The sequence below is a fragment of the Cellulomonas aerilata genome (assembly GCF_007991755.1).
Classification (GTDB): Bacteria; Actinomycetota; Actinomycetes; order Actinomycetales; family Cellulomonadaceae; genus Pengzhenrongella; species Pengzhenrongella aerilata.
Map to the genome: position 1 here is coordinate 29371 of NZ_BJYY01000014.1, position 14774 is coordinate 44144.

Here is a 14774-nt window from a genome sequence, read left to right on the forward strand (position 1 = left end):
GGAGCGACGTCGTGAGCGGCGGCGAGGACAAGACCGAGAACGCCACACCGAAGCGCATGCGCGAGCTGCGCCGGGACGGCTCCCTGCAGCGCTCGCAGGACGTCTCGGCGTGGCTCGGCATGGGCGTCGCCGGGGTGACGCTGTCCGTGGTGGTGAAGGCGGGCTCCGACGCCGCCGCCGGGCAGCTCCGGGCGGTCAGCGACGTGATCGCGGACCCGGACCCCGCCGTGGCGCTCCGGCTGCTCGGTGACGGCCTCGGCTCGATCCTGACGACCGTCGCCCCGCTGCTGGCCGTCGTCGTGGTCGCCGCGATCGTCGGCTCCGCGGTGCAGGGCGGCATCCACGTCTCGACGAAGAAGCTCAAGCCGACCTTCAAGCAGTTCAACGTCTTCGCCGGGGTCAAGCGCCTGGTCGGCGCGCAGTCCTGGTGGCAGGGCGGCAAGTCGCTGCTGAAGACCGTCGTGATCGGCGCCGTGCTGGTCAGCGTCGCCCAGGGCCTGACCCCGCTCCTGCTCGCGTCCGGCGGGCTGTCCCTGCAGCAGGTGCTCGACGTCGCCGCCGGCGGCGTGGGCTCGCTGCTGCGCACCGCCGTGTTGGCCGGGCTCGCGCTCGCCGTCGTCGACGTCGTCTTCATCAGCAAGCAGAACCGCAAGAAGACCAAGATGACGCTCAAGGAGGTCAAGGACGAGCACAAGGCGTCCGAGGGCGACCCGCACATCAAGGGCCAGATCCGGTCCAAGCAGCTGGCGATGAGCCGCAACCGCATGATGGCGGCGATCGCCGACGCGGACGTCGTCCTGGTCAACCCCACCCACGTCGCCGTCGCGCTCAAGTACGAGCCCGGCACCGGCGCCCCGCGCGTGGTCGCGAAGGGCGCGGGGCACGTCGCCGCGCGCATCCGCCAGGAGGCGGGCGCCCAGCGCGTGCCGCTCGTGGAGGACATCCCGCTGGCGCGTGCGCTGCACGCCGCGTGCGAGCTGGGTCAGGAGATCCCGGCCGAGCTGTTCACCCAGGTCGCCAAGGTCCTCGCGTTCGTCATGGCGCTGCGCCGCCGCGGCGCCGCCCAGGGCACCCACAAGGTGCCCACCCGCGCCGCCGCCTGACCCATCCCCGCCCGCCGGGCGCCCGCTCGCCCCGCGCCCCGCTCGCCCGCCCGCTCGCCGAGTGCGACGTCCCGGACCTTTCGCTGCCGCTAAAGGGTCCACGACGTCGCACTCGGCCGGGAGGAGGCGAGGCGGGCGTGGGGCGCGCCGTGCACCCGGCCCGGGGAGGCGCGGGCGCGCCTGCGCTCGCCGAGTGTGACGTTCCGGACGTTTGGGCGCCGCGGAAGGGTCCACGACGTCGCACTCGGCCGGGAGGAGCGGAGGCGGCGGGGGCGTGCCGTGCATCCGGCGGGGGAGGCGCGGGCCGGGCACCTGCGCTCCGCCGAGTGCGACGTTCCGGACGTTCAGGCGTCGCGGAAGGGTCCACGACGTCGCACTCGGCCGGGAGGGAAGTGCGGGACGGGGGCCGTGCACTCCTCACAAACCGGACGATGCGCCCGATCTGCACCGTGACGGTCGCACGGCGACCGTCCGCCGCACGCCCAGCCCTGACCCGCGCGCACCCCACGAGGACCCCATGACGAAGAGCAAGAACCGGAACATCGCCGGTCTGGCCGTCCCCGCCGGCGTCGTGGGGATCGTGCTCCTGCTCGTGGTGCCCCTGCCGGCGCCCCTGCTGGACATGCTCATCGTCTTCAACATCGTGGGGTCGCTGGTCATCCTGCTGACCAGCATGTACGTCAAGCGTCCGCTGGACTTCTCGATCTTCCCGTCGCTGCTGCTGATCGCGACCCTGTTCCGGCTGGGGCTCAACGTCGCCTCGACCCGGCTCGTGCTGCGCGACGGGTACGCAGGCGAGGTCATCGGCGCCTTCGGCCACTTCGTCGTCGGCGGCTCGCTCGTCATCGGCCTGGTGATCTTCCTGATCCTGGTAGTCATCCAGTTCGTCGTGATCACCAACGGTGCTGGACGCGTCGCGGAGGTCGGCGCGCGCTTCACCCTCGACGCGATGCCCGGCAAGCAGATGGCCATCGACGCCGACCTCAACTCCGGCCTCATCGACGAGGACACCGCCCGCAGACGGCGCTCCGACGTCGCGGCCGAGGCCGACTTCTACGGGGCCATGGACGGTGGGTCCAAGTTCGTCAAGGGCGACGCCATCGCCGGCATCATCATCACGGTCATCAACCTGGTCGGCGGCATCATCATCGGGATGGTGCAGATGGGCATGGCGCCCATGGAGGCCGTCGAGCGGTTCAGCCTGCTGACCATCGGTGACGGCCTGGTCACCCAGATCCCCGCCCTGCTGCTCTCGGTCTCCAGCGGCATCATCGTCACCCGCTCCGCAACGGACCCCGACCTGGGCAGCACCGCCAGCACCCAGCTGACGCAGTCGCGCCAGGCGCTGCAGATCGCCGCCGCCTCCGCGATCGCGATGAGCCTGATCCCGGGCCTGCCCAAGCTCCCGTTCGTGCTGGTCGGCGCCCTCCTGCTCGTCGCCGCCCAGCGCAGCAAGGCCCGCACGGTCGCCGCGGAGGCCGAGGCCGCCGCGGCCGAGTCGACGCCCGGGGGAGCGGCCCCCTCGGCGGACACCCCCGAGGCGCTCATCGAGCAGATGCGGGTCCACGCCCTGGAGATCCTGCTCGCCCCGGACCTGGTCGACCTCGTCGGCGGCGGCGACGGCGACCTGCTGTCCCGGGTGCGGGGCCTGCGGCGCAAGATCGCGTTCGACCTCGGCGTCGTGGTCCCCCCGGTGCGCACCCGCGACTCGGTGGACCTGCCCCGCGGCACCTACGCCGTGCGCATCTCCGGCGTCGAGGTGGGCCGCGGCGAGCTCCCCGGTGGTCGCATGCTCGCACTCGGGGACGCCCTGGACGCCCTGCCCGGCCAGTCGGTGCACGAGCCGGTGTTCGGCCTGGCCGGCAAGTGGGTCCCGGCCGAGCTGCGGCACGCCGCCGAGATGTCCGGCGCGACCGTCGTCGACCGCGTCTCGGTCCTCATCACGCACCTCGGCTCGATCATCACCAAGCACGCGTCCCGGCTGCTGTCCCGCGAGGACGTGCGCGTCCTCACCGAGGGCGTGAAGGCCGTCAACCCGTCCGTGGTCGACGAGCTGGTCCCCGGCCTGCTCAGCCTGGGCGAGGTGCAGCGGGTGCTGCAGGGCCTGCTCGACGAGCAGGTCCCGATCCGTGACCTGGGCCGCATCTACGAGGCGCTGTCCATGCGCGCCAAGGACAGCACCCACCTCGGTGGGCTCGTCGAGGCGTCGCGCGCCGCGCTGGGACCCGCGCTCGCCGCCCCGTACGGGGTCGACGGCGTCCTGCGCGTCGTGATCGTCGACCCGATGCTCGAGCAGCAGCTCGTGGAGTCGCTGCGGCCGGCCGACGGCGGGATGCAGATCATGATGGACCCCGTCCGGGTGGACGCCATGCTCGGCTCGGTGCGCGCCTGCGTCGAGACCGCCGAGCGTCTGGGGGTCTCCGCGGTCCTCGCGTGCGCCCCCGCGCTGCGGGCCCCGCTGCGCTCGCTGGTGCTGCTCGCCACCCCCGACCTGCCCGTACTGTCGTACCACGAGGTGACCGAATCCGGTCTGCGGATCGAGACGGTGGGGACGGTACGAGATGTCCAGGCGGTTGCTGCTTGACGGTGACGACCTCCCGGCGCTGATGCAGCGCGTGCGCACCGAGATGGGGCCCGACGCCGTGGTCGTCAAGGCCGAGCGGGTGCGCACCGGCGGCGTGGCCGGCTTCTTCGCCAAGGAGCACTTCGAGGTCACCGTCGAGATCCCGGACGGGCCGACCCGGCCCGCCGCCGCACGCCCGGCCGCCGTGGGCATGTCGGCCCTGCTGGACGCCGCGGACGCCGCCGACCTCGGTGGCGGCGCGACCGGTCCGGCCGGCCCGGCCACGACGTCCCCGCCGACGAGGTCCTCGGCCGCGACGCCTCACGCGGTTCCGGCGGCACCGGCCTCCCCGGGCGCCCGCCCGGTGGGCGGACCGCGGGTCTCCACCGACGGCGACTCGTTCGCCACCCTCCTCGCGTCGATCGACGGCATGGCGCAGGCGCCGCGGGACCCCGCCGCACCGCCCGTCCCGTCGCCCCGCACCGAGCGACCCGGCGCGCCGGGCGTCCCGGCCGGGGCAGGCCGCGACGCCGCCGACCCCACCGCCGGCGAGGAGCCCGCCGGCGACAAGCCCCCGATCCCCGCTGCCCGCTTCGCCCCGCAGGGCGCGACCGTGACCGCCGCGACGTTCGCGCCGCTGGACGCCTCCACCCCGGTCGCGGCCCCCGCCCCGGCGGGCCCGTCCACCGCGACCCCTCACTCGGCGCCGGCCGCCGGGGCGCCCGCCGCCGCGGTGTCGGCCGCGGCGCCCGCCCCCGCGACGTCCGCCCAGGCGACGTCCGCCCCCGTGGCGCCGACCGTCGTCCTGCCGTCCGTCCCGACCCCGCACCCCCCGGGCGGTGGTGACCGCCGCGCGCTGCTCGGTCTGGGCGTCCCCGCGTCCGTGCTCGGCGCCGGACCGCTCGACGAGCCGCTGCCGCTGTCCCGGCTGCTGGGTGCCCTGCCCCGACCGCCGATGCCGCTGCGGGCGGAGGGCTCTGTCGTCGTCGTCGTGGGGGAGGGGTCCCAGGCCCTGCCGGTGGCGACCCAGCTCGCCCAGCGTGCCCGTCTCAACGCCCAGGACGTCGTCCTGGCGGGAGCCATCGAGGCGGTCGCCGGACACGGCCGGCGCCTGCTGAGCCCGGTCGCTGCGGCCCGGCACCGCGCGAAGCTCACGGAGACGGACCCGGTCAGCATCGTCGCCCTCGGCGTCGGTCCGGACAGCGAGGACTGGTCCGCCGCCGCAGGGCTGCTCGCCGCGCTGGAGCCCGACCAGTGCTGGGCGGCCGTCGACGCCCGGCGCAAGGCCGCGGACCTGCGCGCGTGGATGCGCGCGATCGGTGGGACCCGCGCGTTCGACGTCGTCGCGGCCGCGTGGGTGCACGAGACGCAGGAACCGGGGACGGTGCTGGACCTGGGCGCCCCGGTCGGGTGGCTCGACGGGCTGCCGGCGACACCGGTCGTGTGGGCGGCGGTCCTCAGCGAGCGCCTCGACGCGGACGCGCGCTGGGACTGACCGACGGCGGCGGGGCCGTCCGGGTGACCGGGGCGCGCCCGGACGGCCGTCCCGGCGGCGTGCTCGGGTCCGCGGCGAGTAGGGTCGGCCCATGCTGGTGCTGAGCCGTCGCGTCGGGGAGCGACTGATGATCGGGGACGACGTCGTCGTCACCATCCTCGAGGTGCGCAGCGACGGGGTCCGGCTGGGCATCGACGCACCGCGCTCGGTCGTCATCAACCGCGCCGAGGTCATCGAGGCCGTCCGGGAGTCGAACGTCGAGGCGACCACCGCCGACGACGACGCCGTCGAGGCGCTGCGCCGCCTCATGCCGCCCCGCACCCGCTGACCCGCGGACCACCGCCGGCCTCGACGAGCGTCCACCCCGGCCGACCCGCCCCGCGCGAACCCCCCGGCCGCCGACCCGCCTCGCGAGCCCGGCAGCACCTGCCCGGCCCCCACGTCCATGCCCCGCCCCGCCCCGCCCCGCCCGCCTGGCCCCGCGTTCCCCTCACGTCCGCCACCCCCGTGCCGATCAGGTCGGAAGTCAGCAGTCGAGGTGCAACGGGAGGCAAGTCGTGGAGGACATGGACGAGATCGTCCGTGAGTTCCTGGTCGAGAGCTACGAGAACCTCGACCAGCTGGACCAGGACCTGGTGGCCCTGGAGGGCGCGCCGGACTCACGTGAGCTGCTCAGCAGCGTTTTCCGCACCATCCACACCATCAAGGGGACCAGCGGGTTCCTCGCCTTCGGGCTGCTGGAGCGGGTCGCCCACGCGGGTGAGAACCTGCTCGTCGAGCTGCGCGACGGCCGCCGGTCCATGGACCAGCCGACCGCCGACGTGCTCCTGCTCATGGTCGACACCATCCGCCTGATCCTCGGCACCATCGAGGCGTCCGGCGCGGAGGGCGACGTCGCCGTCGACCCCGTCATCGAGAAGATCCACGCCGTCCTCGAGGGCCGCACGGCCGACGCCGCCGCGGCGCCCGTCGCGGAGGACGTCGAGCCGTCGGTCGTCGAGCCCGTCGACCTGCCGGTCGTGCAGGCGCCCGCCGCCGTCGTGACCGAGGTCGCCGCGGCGCCCGCCGCGGTCGCCTCGAGCCGCAAGGTCGGCGCCCGCAAGGCCGCGTCCGCCGCCACGCCGGCCCCTGCCACCAAGGCCGCCGCCCCCACGAAGGCCGTGCGGGCCCCGAGGGCCACCAAGGCCGCCGGCGCCCGCGCCGCCTCGTCGGCGCAGGCCGTCGCCGTCGCCGTGGAGGCCGCGCCGGTCCACCGCCCGGCGGTCCCCGCGCCGTCCGGCGTCGTGCCCGCCCAGCAGCCGGCCCCCGCAGCCGAGAGCGTGCCCGTCGCGCCGCCGACCGCACCGCCCGTCGCGCCGACCGCACCGCCCGCAGCACCGCCGGTCGCCCAGGCGGCCGTCCCCGCCGCGGCGCCGAAGACCGCCGCGGCCGAGCCGGGCGCCGAGGGCCCCGGCCTGCGCACCGCCGCGGAGACCTCGATCCGCGTGGACGTCGAGCTCCTGGACGCGCTCATGCGCCAGGTCGGCGAGCTCGTGCTCGCCCGCAACCAGATCAGCCGGCTCGCGGACGGCAACGTCGACCTCGACCTGGTCCGCTCCGCGCAGCGGCTGAGCCTCATCGCCTCCGAGCTGCAGGAGGGCGTCATGAAGACGCGCATGCAGCCCATCGACCACGTGTGGTCCAAGATGCCGCGCATCGTGCGGGACCTCGCCGCCGTGTGCGGGCGCCAGGTGCGCCTGGAGATGGTCGGCAAGGAGACCGAGCTTGACCGCACCCTGCTCGAGGCGGTCAAGGACCCGCTGACGCACCTGGTGCGCAACGCCGTCGACCACGGCATCGAGGCGGCGGAGGTGCGCGAGGCCGCGGGCAAGGTCCCCACTGGGCTGCTCACCCTGCGCGCCTACCACGCCGGTGGTCAGGTCGTCGTGGAGGTCACCGACGACGGCAAGGGCATCGACCCCGAGCGGGTCGGCGCCAAGGCCGTCGAGAAGGGGCTGCGCACCGCCGACCAGGTCACCGGGATGAGCCCCCAGGAGCTCCTGCAGATGCTGTTCCTGCCGGGCTTCTCCACGGCCGAGGCGGTCACGAACGTCTCCGGGCGCGGTGTCGGCATGGACGTCGTGCGCACGAAGATCGAGGCGATCGGCGGCACCGTCGAGGTGGAGTCGGTCGTCAGCCGCGGCACCACCTGGCGCCTGCGGATCCCGCTGACGCTGGCGATCATGCCCGCCCTGACGGTCGAGTCGGCGGGTGAGCTGTACGCGATCCCGCAGGTCAGCCTGCTCGAGCTCGTCGCGCTGGACGGCCAGAAGGCCGGCGGGGCGATCGAGTACATCAACTCCGCGCCGGTCTACCGGCTGCGCGGGGCGCTGCTCCCGCTGGTCAGCCTGCGCGACGTCCTGGAGTACGGCGGCGAGCGTGACGCCGACACCCCCACCGTGATCGCCGTCCTGCAGGCCGACACCCAGCGCTTCGGTCTGGTCGTGGACCGCGTCCTGAACACCGAGGAGATCGTCGTCAAGCCCCTCTCCGCCCGGCTCAAGGCGATCGGCACCTACGCCGGCGCCACGCTGCTGGGTGACGGGCGCGTCTCGCTGATCCTCGACGTGCAGGCGATCGCCCGGCGCACGCTGTCCGGGGAGTCCCTGGAGGCGGACTGGGAGCAGTCGGCGGCCAAGGCCGCACGCGCGGCCGACGCCGAGCAGGTGCTGGTCGCCGGCATCGGCGGTGGCCGCCGGGTCGCGATCCCGCTCTCGGCCGTCACGCGGCTGGAGCGGCTCAAGCACGAGGTGATCGAGCACGTCGGTGGGCGCGAGGTGGTCCAGTACCGCGGCGCGATCGTCCCGCTGGTCCGGCTCGAGCGCCTGCTCGGCGGCTACACGGAGGCCGCCTCCGAGGAGCTGCTGGTGGTCGTCTACACGCGGGGCACCCGCAGCGTGGCGATCGTGGTCGAGGAGATCGTCGACATCGTCGAGGACGACTTCGCCCAGCACAGCCAGATCGACGACCACGGGCTGGTCGGGTCCACGGTGCTCAAGGAGCGCGTGACCGAGCTGCTCGACGTCCGCCAGGCCGTCATGGCGGCCGACCCGTCCTTCTTCGACGACGTCGACACGCACGGCACGTCCGACCTTTCCCAGCTGCACGTCTTCGCAGGAGCCAGCGCATGAGCCGCCAGTTCGCCACCTTCACGCTCGACGGCGCCCGCTACGGCGTCGACGTCCTGCGGGTCCAGGAGGCGCTGCGGGCGCACACCCGCACGCCCGTGCCGCTGGCCCCCAAGGGGATCGCCGGCCTGGTCAACCTGCGCGGGCAGGTCGTCATGACCATCGACCTGCGCAGCCGCCTCGGGCTCGCGCCGCTGCCCGGCGACGCGGAGCCGATGATGGTCGTCGTCCAGGTCGACGGGGAGCCGATCAGCCTGCTCGTCGACGAGATCGGCGACGTGACCGACGTCGAGGAGGGGCAGTTCGAGACCCCGCCCGACACCCTGCCGACCGCACTGCGCGAGGTCATCCTCGGCGCGTACAAGCTCGACCGCGGGCTGCTGCTCGCGCTGGACGTCGACCGCGCCACCGCGGCCTGACGCCGGCCGGCACGTCCGGTCACCACGTCCGGCCGCTCGACCGCGCCACCTCGACGAACGCCCCCGTCCGCACCGGACGGGGGCGTCCGTCGTGCGGGGACGGGTGACGCCCCACCCCTCATGACCCGGCTCACGGCGTCGATGGGCCGGGCGAGAGCCACCCGACCCAGACCTCGCCCACCGGCGATGAGGAGCCAGCCATGAGCACGACCACGTACGGGACGCCCGCCGCACCGCCCAGCGCCCGACGCGGGCCCGTCGCCTGGTTCGGCGACCGCTCGGTCCGGACCCGCATCCTCAGCGCGATCGGCCTGCTGGCCGTCGTGTCTGCCGGGACCGGGGTGCTGGCGGTGTCCGCGCTGCAGGGTCTTGCCCAGGACACCGCCCAGCTCACCGAGATCCAGCGTGAGGTGGTGACCAACCGCGGAGCGGTCCACCAGGGCCAGCTGAAGGCACGACTCATCGTGGCCCAGGTCGCGGCGGTCGAGTCGGCCGAGCTCGAGGAGGTCTGGCTCGAGAAGCAGGCGGAGAACGACGCGGAGGTGGAGACCGCCGTCGAGGCGTTCGAGGCGGGCGGCGGCGTCGAGGTGGCGCCCCGGTGGGTCGAGTTCCGCGCGGCCTACGCCGAGTGGCTGGACGTCCGCGACGCGCAGCTGGTCCCCGCGGCGCAGGCGGACGACGGGTCGTACGACGGCCTGCTGGACTCGGCGAGCCAGCCGCTCATCGACGTCTACGTCGACGAGCTCGACGCCGTCGAGCAGGACGTCACCGCGCACATGGACGACATCGCCCGGAAGGCGGCGACGTCGGCGTCCGCGGCGCAGCGCACTCTGGTCCTGACGCTGTCCGCGGCCCTGCTGCTCGTGGTGGCCCTCGGGTACGCGATCGCCCAGGGGATCCGGCGCTCGGTCACCGCGGTGCAGACGTCCCTGGAGGCCATGGCCGCCGGTGACCTCACCGTGCCCGCCGGTGTCACGAGCCGCGACGAGGTGGGCCGCATGGCGCACGCCCTCGCCGCCGCCCAGGGCTCGCTGCGGGCCACGCTGGCCGGGGTGTCCGAGACGGCCGGGACCGTCGCCGCCGCCGCGGAGGAGCTGTCCGCCGCCAACACCCAGGTCGCCGCCGGGTCCGAGGCGAGCAGCGCGCAGGCCGGCGTCGTCGCCGCCGCGGCCGAGCAGGTCAGCCGCAACGTCCAGACCGTGGCCGCCGGGGCGGAGCAGATGGGCGCGTCCATCCGGGAGATCGCCCAGAACGCGAGCGAGGCCGCCAAGGTCGCCATGCAGGCGACCGGGGTCGCCGCGGCGACGAACGACTCGGTCGCGAAGCTGGGCACCTCGAGCCAGGAGATCGGCAACGTCGTCAAGGTCATCACCTCCATCGCGGAGCAGACAAACCTGCTCGCGCTGAACGCGACCATCGAGGCCGCCCGCGCGGGGGAGGCCGGCAAGGGCTTCGCCGTCGTCGCCGGAGAGGTCAAGGAGCTCGCGCAGGAGACCGCCCGGGCCACCGAGGACATCGCCCGCCGGGTCGAGGCCATCCAGGCCGACACCACCGGCGCGGTGGCCGGGATCGGCGAGATCAGCCAGATCATCGCGGCGATCAACGACTACCAGATGACCATCGCCTCGGCGGTGGAGGAGCAGACGGCGACCACCAACGAGATGTCCCGGTCGGTCACCGAGGCGGCGACCGGGTCGGGCGAGATCGCGGTCACCATCACGGGCGTCGCCCGGTCGGCGGCCTCGTCGTCCGACGTGCTCGCGGAGATGGGCACCTCGGTCAGCGAGCTGGCCCGGATGTCGGGCGACCTGCGTGAGCGGGTGTCCCGCTTCACCTACTGAGCACGCCCGCACCGGTGCACGACGGCGCCCCACCCGCACGCGCGGGTGGGGCGCTGCGTCGTCCCGGAGGTCGTGCCCGGCCCCGGGTGCGGGCAGTGCCCCCGGCGGACCACGGGCGCGAGGGCGCGAGGGCGCGAGGGCGCGAGGGCGCGGGGGCGCCGGGACGCCGGGCACCGTGCCGCGACCACGGTCGCCCCGCGCCGGCCCGACGCCTGCCCCGCACTCCTTACAACGCCCGGGGTGCGGCCGATGGGCAGTGTGACGCCGGGACAAGCCCCGGTGCGGACGGCTGGAGGTCGCGTGTCCCGGATCCGGGTGCTGGTGGTGGACGACTCGGTCGTCGTACGCCGCCTGGTCGCCGACGCCCTCGCCGGTGACCCGGCGATCGACGTCGTCGGGACCGCCGCCAACGGGCAGATCGCCCAGACCAAGGTCGAGCAGCTCGCCCCCGACCTCGTGACCATGGACATCGAGATGCCCGTCATGGACGGCATCGAGGCGGTCCGGACGCTGCGCCGCAACGGCTCGACGGTCCCCATCATCATGTTCTCCACGCTCACCGAGCGGGGGGCGTCCGCCACCCTGGACGCCCTCGCCGCCGGCGCGACGGACTACGTGACCAAGCCGGCCAACGTCGGCAGCGTCCAGGAGTCCCTCGCGAGCGTCGCCCAGCAGCTCACCCCGAAGATCAAGGCGCTCGTGCCGCACCGGGGCACCGCGCTGCGTGCCGGCGCCGCGTCCCCGGCCGCCACGTCGTCCACCACGGCCACCGGGCGACCGGCGCTGGCCACCCCGCGGTCCGCGCCCGGTGCCCGCACCGTGACCCTGGCGCCCGCGCCCGAGGGCGGGACCCGGCCGGTCCGCGCCGTCATCGTCGGCTCGTCCACCGGCGGCCCCGAGGCGCTGTCGCGCATCTTCTCGGCCATCGCGACCCCGCTGCCGGTCCCGGTGATCGTCGTCCAGCACATGCCGCCGGTCTTCACCCGGCAGCTCGCCGCACGCCTGGACCGCAGCAGCGGCTGCACCGTCCTGGAGTCCGGCGGCGAGGAGGAGCTGCGCCCCGGGCAGGTGTACGTCGCGCCCGGGGACTTCCACCTCGAGCTGCGCCCGTCCGCCAGCGGTGCCCGCACCGTGCTGACCCAGGGCCCGCCGGTCAACTTCTGCCGCCCGGCGGTCGACGTCATGTTCCGCTCCGCGGTGCGCGTCTACGGCGGGGACCTGCTCGCCGTCGTGCTCACCGGCATGGGCGTCGACGGGCGCGCCGGCTGCGAGGACGTCCTCGCAGCCGGGGGTCAGGTCATCGTCCAGGACGAGGCCTCCAGCGTCGTGTGGGGCATGCCGGGCGCCGTCGCGACCGCCGGCCTCGCGCACCGCGTGCTGCCGCTCACCGAGATCGCCACGGCCGTCGTCGGCGTCGTGCAGGCCGGCGCCCGCGCCGCGCAGGCACCCGCCCGCCCGGCCACCCTGCCCAGCCGTCTGTCGTTCGCCTCGCCCCGCCCCGCGGCCGGCGCGGCCCCGTCCCCCTCCGGAGGTGCCCTGTGACACTCGCCCCGGACACGTTCTCGTTCGTCGCGGACCTCGTCCGTCAGCGCAGCGCCATCCAGCTCGAGAGCGGCAAGGAGTACCTCGTCGAGAGCCGGCTGCTGCCGCTCGCCCGGGACGCCAAGCTGCCGACCGTGGACGCGTACGTGCGCGGCCTGCGCAGCGTCCCGCGCCAGCACGAGTACGACCGCGTCGTCGAGGCGCTCACCACGAACGAGACGTCCTGGTTCCGTGACATCACGCCCTTCAAGGCGCTGACCGAGCACGTCGTCCCCGAGCTGCTCGCGGCCCGGCCCGGCACGTCGTCGCTGCGGATCTGGTCCGCCGCGTGCTCGACGGGTCAGGAGGCGTACAGCGTCGCCATGACCCTGCTGGACAGCGCACCGCAGCTGCGGGTGCAGATCACCGCCACCGACCTGTCGGAGGAGGTGCTGGCCCGTGGGCGGGTCGGACGGTACAGCCAGCTCGAGGTCAACCGCGGGCTGCCGGCGCCGATGCTCGTGAAGCACTTCACGCGCGCCGGCACGGAGTGGGAGATCAGCCAGCGGCTGCGCTCGGCGGTGACGTTCTCCAAGAACAACCTGCTGCACGCACCCCCCGCCGGCGGACCGTTCGACATCGTCTTCCTGCGCAACGTCCTCATCTACTTCGACCTCGCCACCAAGCGGGACGTGCTGCGCCGGGCGCAGTCCGTCGTGCGTCCCGGTGGCTACCTGTTCCTCGGCGCCGCCGAGACCACCATCGGGATCGACGACGGCTGGGAGCGCATCCCGGTCGGGCGCAGTTCCGTCTACCGACTGACCGCACGGAGGGCAGCATGAGAGCGCTCGTCATCGACGACTCCCGGGCGATGCGCCGCATCGTCTCCGGCATCCTCGCCGGGCTCGGCTACGAGACCGCCGAGGCCGGCGACGGCCGCCAGGCCCTCGACCGGCTGGAGGCGGGTGAGACGTTCGACCTGGCCTGCATCGACTGGAACATGCCGGTCATGAACGGCCTCGAGTTCGTCGTCGCCGTCCGCGCGAACCGCGCGTGGCGGGACCTGACGATGATGATGGTGACCACCGAGAGCGAGCACGGCCAGATCGTGCGGGCGCTCGCGGCAGGGGCCCACGAGTACCTGATCAAGCCGTTCACGCCGGACGCGATGCGGGACAAGCTCGAGCTGCTCGGTCTGGTTCCGCTGTCGCTGAGCGTGGGGGAGCCGGCATGAGCGCCCTCACCGCCTTCGACGGCACCCAGGTCTCGGCCATCGCCGAGGAGGTGTTCGCCGCCCTGATCGACGGCGAGCCCGGTCACCTGTACCTGACCGCCCCCACCTCGCCGTCGGACCTCGTCGACCCGCTGTACGCGTGGGTCGACATGCACGCCGACGTCTCGGGGCGCGTCCTGCTCTCCGTCGACACCGGCACGGCGCACGAGCTCGCCCGCGCGCTGCTGCGGATGGGCGCCGAGGAGCCGGTCGAGGACGAGGACCTCGTCGACGCGTTCGGCGAGGTCGCCAACGTCGTCGGCGGCAACCTCAAGGCGCTCCTGCCGGTCCAGGGCACGCTCACGCTGCCCCGGGTGTCAGCGACCCCCCCCTCCGACGAGGGCACGACCCTCGTGGACCGGATCCCGCTCGCGTGGCGGGGCCGGTCGTTCGACATCAGCATCTGGCAGCTCTGACGGCCCACGGGCCGAGGGGCCACGGGCCCCGGCGAGAACGCACGACCTACCGACCATGGACACGAGAAAGAGCGGGGTGAGTGAACGATGCTGCGAGTCGTTGTGGCAGACGACAGCCGGGTGATGCGCCAGATCGTGGTGCGCACGCTGCGGCAGGCCGGGTACGACTGGGACATCACGGAGGCCGCTGACGGCGCGGAGGCGTTCGCCATCGCGCGCGCCGAGCAGCCGGACCTGGTGCTGTCCGACTGGAACATGCCGAACATGACCGGGATCGAGCTGCTGCGCGCGCTGCGCGCCGCCGGCGACGACGTCCCGTTCGGGTTCGTCACGTCCGAGGGCTCCGACGAGATGCGCGAGCAGGCCGACGTGGCCGGTGCGCTGTTCCTCGTCGCCAAGCCGTTCACCGCGGAGTCCTTCCGCGAGGTCATCGAGCCGGTGCTCGCATGAGCGCCGACCTGCTGACGTCGCCCCTGCCGGGCGCCAAGGACGTCCGTGACCTGCTCGAGGGGATGCTCGGCCGCGAGGTCGACGTCCGCACGGGCGGCGCGATGGTCAACCCGGGTGCCGAGGGCGGAGCCCAGATCGGCGCGTACGTCGACAAGCTGGGTGCGCTGCGCGCCCTGGTCGTGGCGGACCTGCCGCTGGCCGCGCGGGCCGGGGCGGCCATCGCCCTCGTGCCGGCCGGCGGTGCCGACGTGGCGATCGAGGAGAGCCGGCTGTCGCAGGCCCTGTTCGAGAACGCCTACGAGGTCCTCAACGTGATGGCGTCGCTGTTCAACGTCGGCGACGCCCCGCACGTGAAGCTCGACGGCTGCTGGGCCCCGGGCGAGGCCGTCCCGGCCGACGTCGCGCAGTGGGTCCTGTCCTACGTGCGCCGGCTCGACCTGGACGTCGACGTCAAGGGCTACGGTCCCGGCAAGCTCTCGGTCCTGGCGCTGTAGACCGAGGACGACCGCCGACCCGCCGACCCGCC

The 14774-nt window shown here is 74.3% G+C and carries 13 protein-coding genes; all 13 read left to right on the top strand.

Annotated elements, in window-relative coordinates:
- Positions 1–11: 11 nt before the first annotated feature.
- The 13 genes from CAE01nite_RS11115 to CAE01nite_RS11175 all read left to right on the top strand — a co-directional run bounded on the left by CAE01nite_RS11115 (position 12) and on the right by CAE01nite_RS11175 (position 14742).
- Positions 12–1103, top strand: coding sequence for an EscU/YscU/HrcU family type III secretion system export apparatus switch protein (locus CAE01nite_RS11115; protein ID WP_146904230.1), 1092 nt, complete (start codon positions 12–14; stop codon positions 1101–1103).
- 517 nt (positions 1104–1620) lie between these two features.
- Positions 1621–3687, top strand: a complete 2067-nt coding sequence (locus tag CAE01nite_RS11120) for a flagellar biosynthesis protein FlhA (protein ID WP_146904233.1) — start codon at positions 1621–1623, stop codon at positions 3685–3687.
- Entirely contained in the window at positions 3665–5161 is a 1497-nt protein-coding gene (locus CAE01nite_RS11125; RefSeq protein WP_146904236.1) for a hypothetical protein, read from the top strand. The genes CAE01nite_RS11120 and CAE01nite_RS11125 overlap by 23 nt, the downstream gene beginning before the upstream one ends.
- Positions 5162–5252: 91 nt before the next feature.
- Entirely contained in the window at positions 5253–5489 is a 237-nt protein-coding gene (gene csrA / locus CAE01nite_RS11130) for a carbon storage regulator CsrA (RefSeq protein WP_146904239.1), read from the top strand.
- A gap of 238 nt (positions 5490–5727) precedes the next feature.
- Positions 5728–8331, top strand: a complete 2604-nt coding sequence (locus CAE01nite_RS11135; RefSeq protein ID WP_246131170.1) for a chemotaxis protein CheA — start codon at positions 5728–5730, stop codon at positions 8329–8331.
- Positions 8328–8747 carry a chemotaxis protein CheW gene (locus CAE01nite_RS11140; RefSeq protein WP_146904244.1) on the top strand — a complete coding sequence of 140 codons (420 nt, stop codon included), beginning with the start codon at positions 8328–8330 and terminating at the stop codon, positions 8745–8747. The genes CAE01nite_RS11135 and CAE01nite_RS11140 overlap by 4 nt, the downstream gene beginning before the upstream one ends.
- Before the next feature lie 200 nt (positions 8748–8947).
- Entirely contained in the window at positions 8948–10588 is a 1641-nt protein-coding gene (locus CAE01nite_RS11145; RefSeq protein ID WP_146904247.1) for a methyl-accepting chemotaxis protein, read from the top strand.
- A 300-nt stretch (positions 10589–10888) separates the two neighbouring features.
- The gene (locus CAE01nite_RS11150; protein ID WP_146904250.1) at positions 10889–12130 is read left to right on the top strand and encodes a protein-glutamate methylesterase/protein-glutamine glutaminase; all 1242 of its coding nucleotides are present in this window, start codon (positions 10889–10891) and stop codon (positions 12128–12130) included.
- A complete protein-coding gene (locus CAE01nite_RS11155; protein WP_146904253.1) occupies positions 12127–12951 on the top strand; it encodes a CheR family methyltransferase in 825 nt (274 codons plus the stop codon). The genes CAE01nite_RS11150 and CAE01nite_RS11155 overlap by 4 nt, the downstream gene beginning before the upstream one ends.
- Positions 12948–13343, top strand: a complete 396-nt coding sequence (locus CAE01nite_RS11160) for a response regulator (protein WP_146904256.1) — start codon at positions 12948–12950, stop codon at positions 13341–13343. Before CAE01nite_RS11155 ends, CAE01nite_RS11160 begins: the two co-directional genes overlap by 4 nt.
- Positions 13340–13798 carry a chemotaxis protein CheX gene (locus tag CAE01nite_RS11165; RefSeq protein ID WP_146904259.1) on the top strand — a complete coding sequence of 153 codons (459 nt, stop codon included), beginning with the start codon at positions 13340–13342 and terminating at the stop codon, positions 13796–13798. Before CAE01nite_RS11160 ends, CAE01nite_RS11165 begins: the two co-directional genes overlap by 4 nt.
- An 87-nt stretch (positions 13799–13885) precedes the next feature.
- Positions 13886–14248, top strand: a complete 363-nt coding sequence (locus tag CAE01nite_RS11170) for a response regulator (protein WP_222595909.1) — start codon at positions 13886–13888, stop codon at positions 14246–14248.
- Complete coding sequence (locus CAE01nite_RS11175) at positions 14245–14742, top strand: hypothetical protein (RefSeq protein WP_146904262.1); 498 nt, start codon at positions 14245–14247, stop codon at positions 14740–14742. Before CAE01nite_RS11170 ends, CAE01nite_RS11175 begins: the two co-directional genes overlap by 4 nt.
- The last annotated feature ends 32 nt before the right edge of the window (positions 14743–14774 follow it).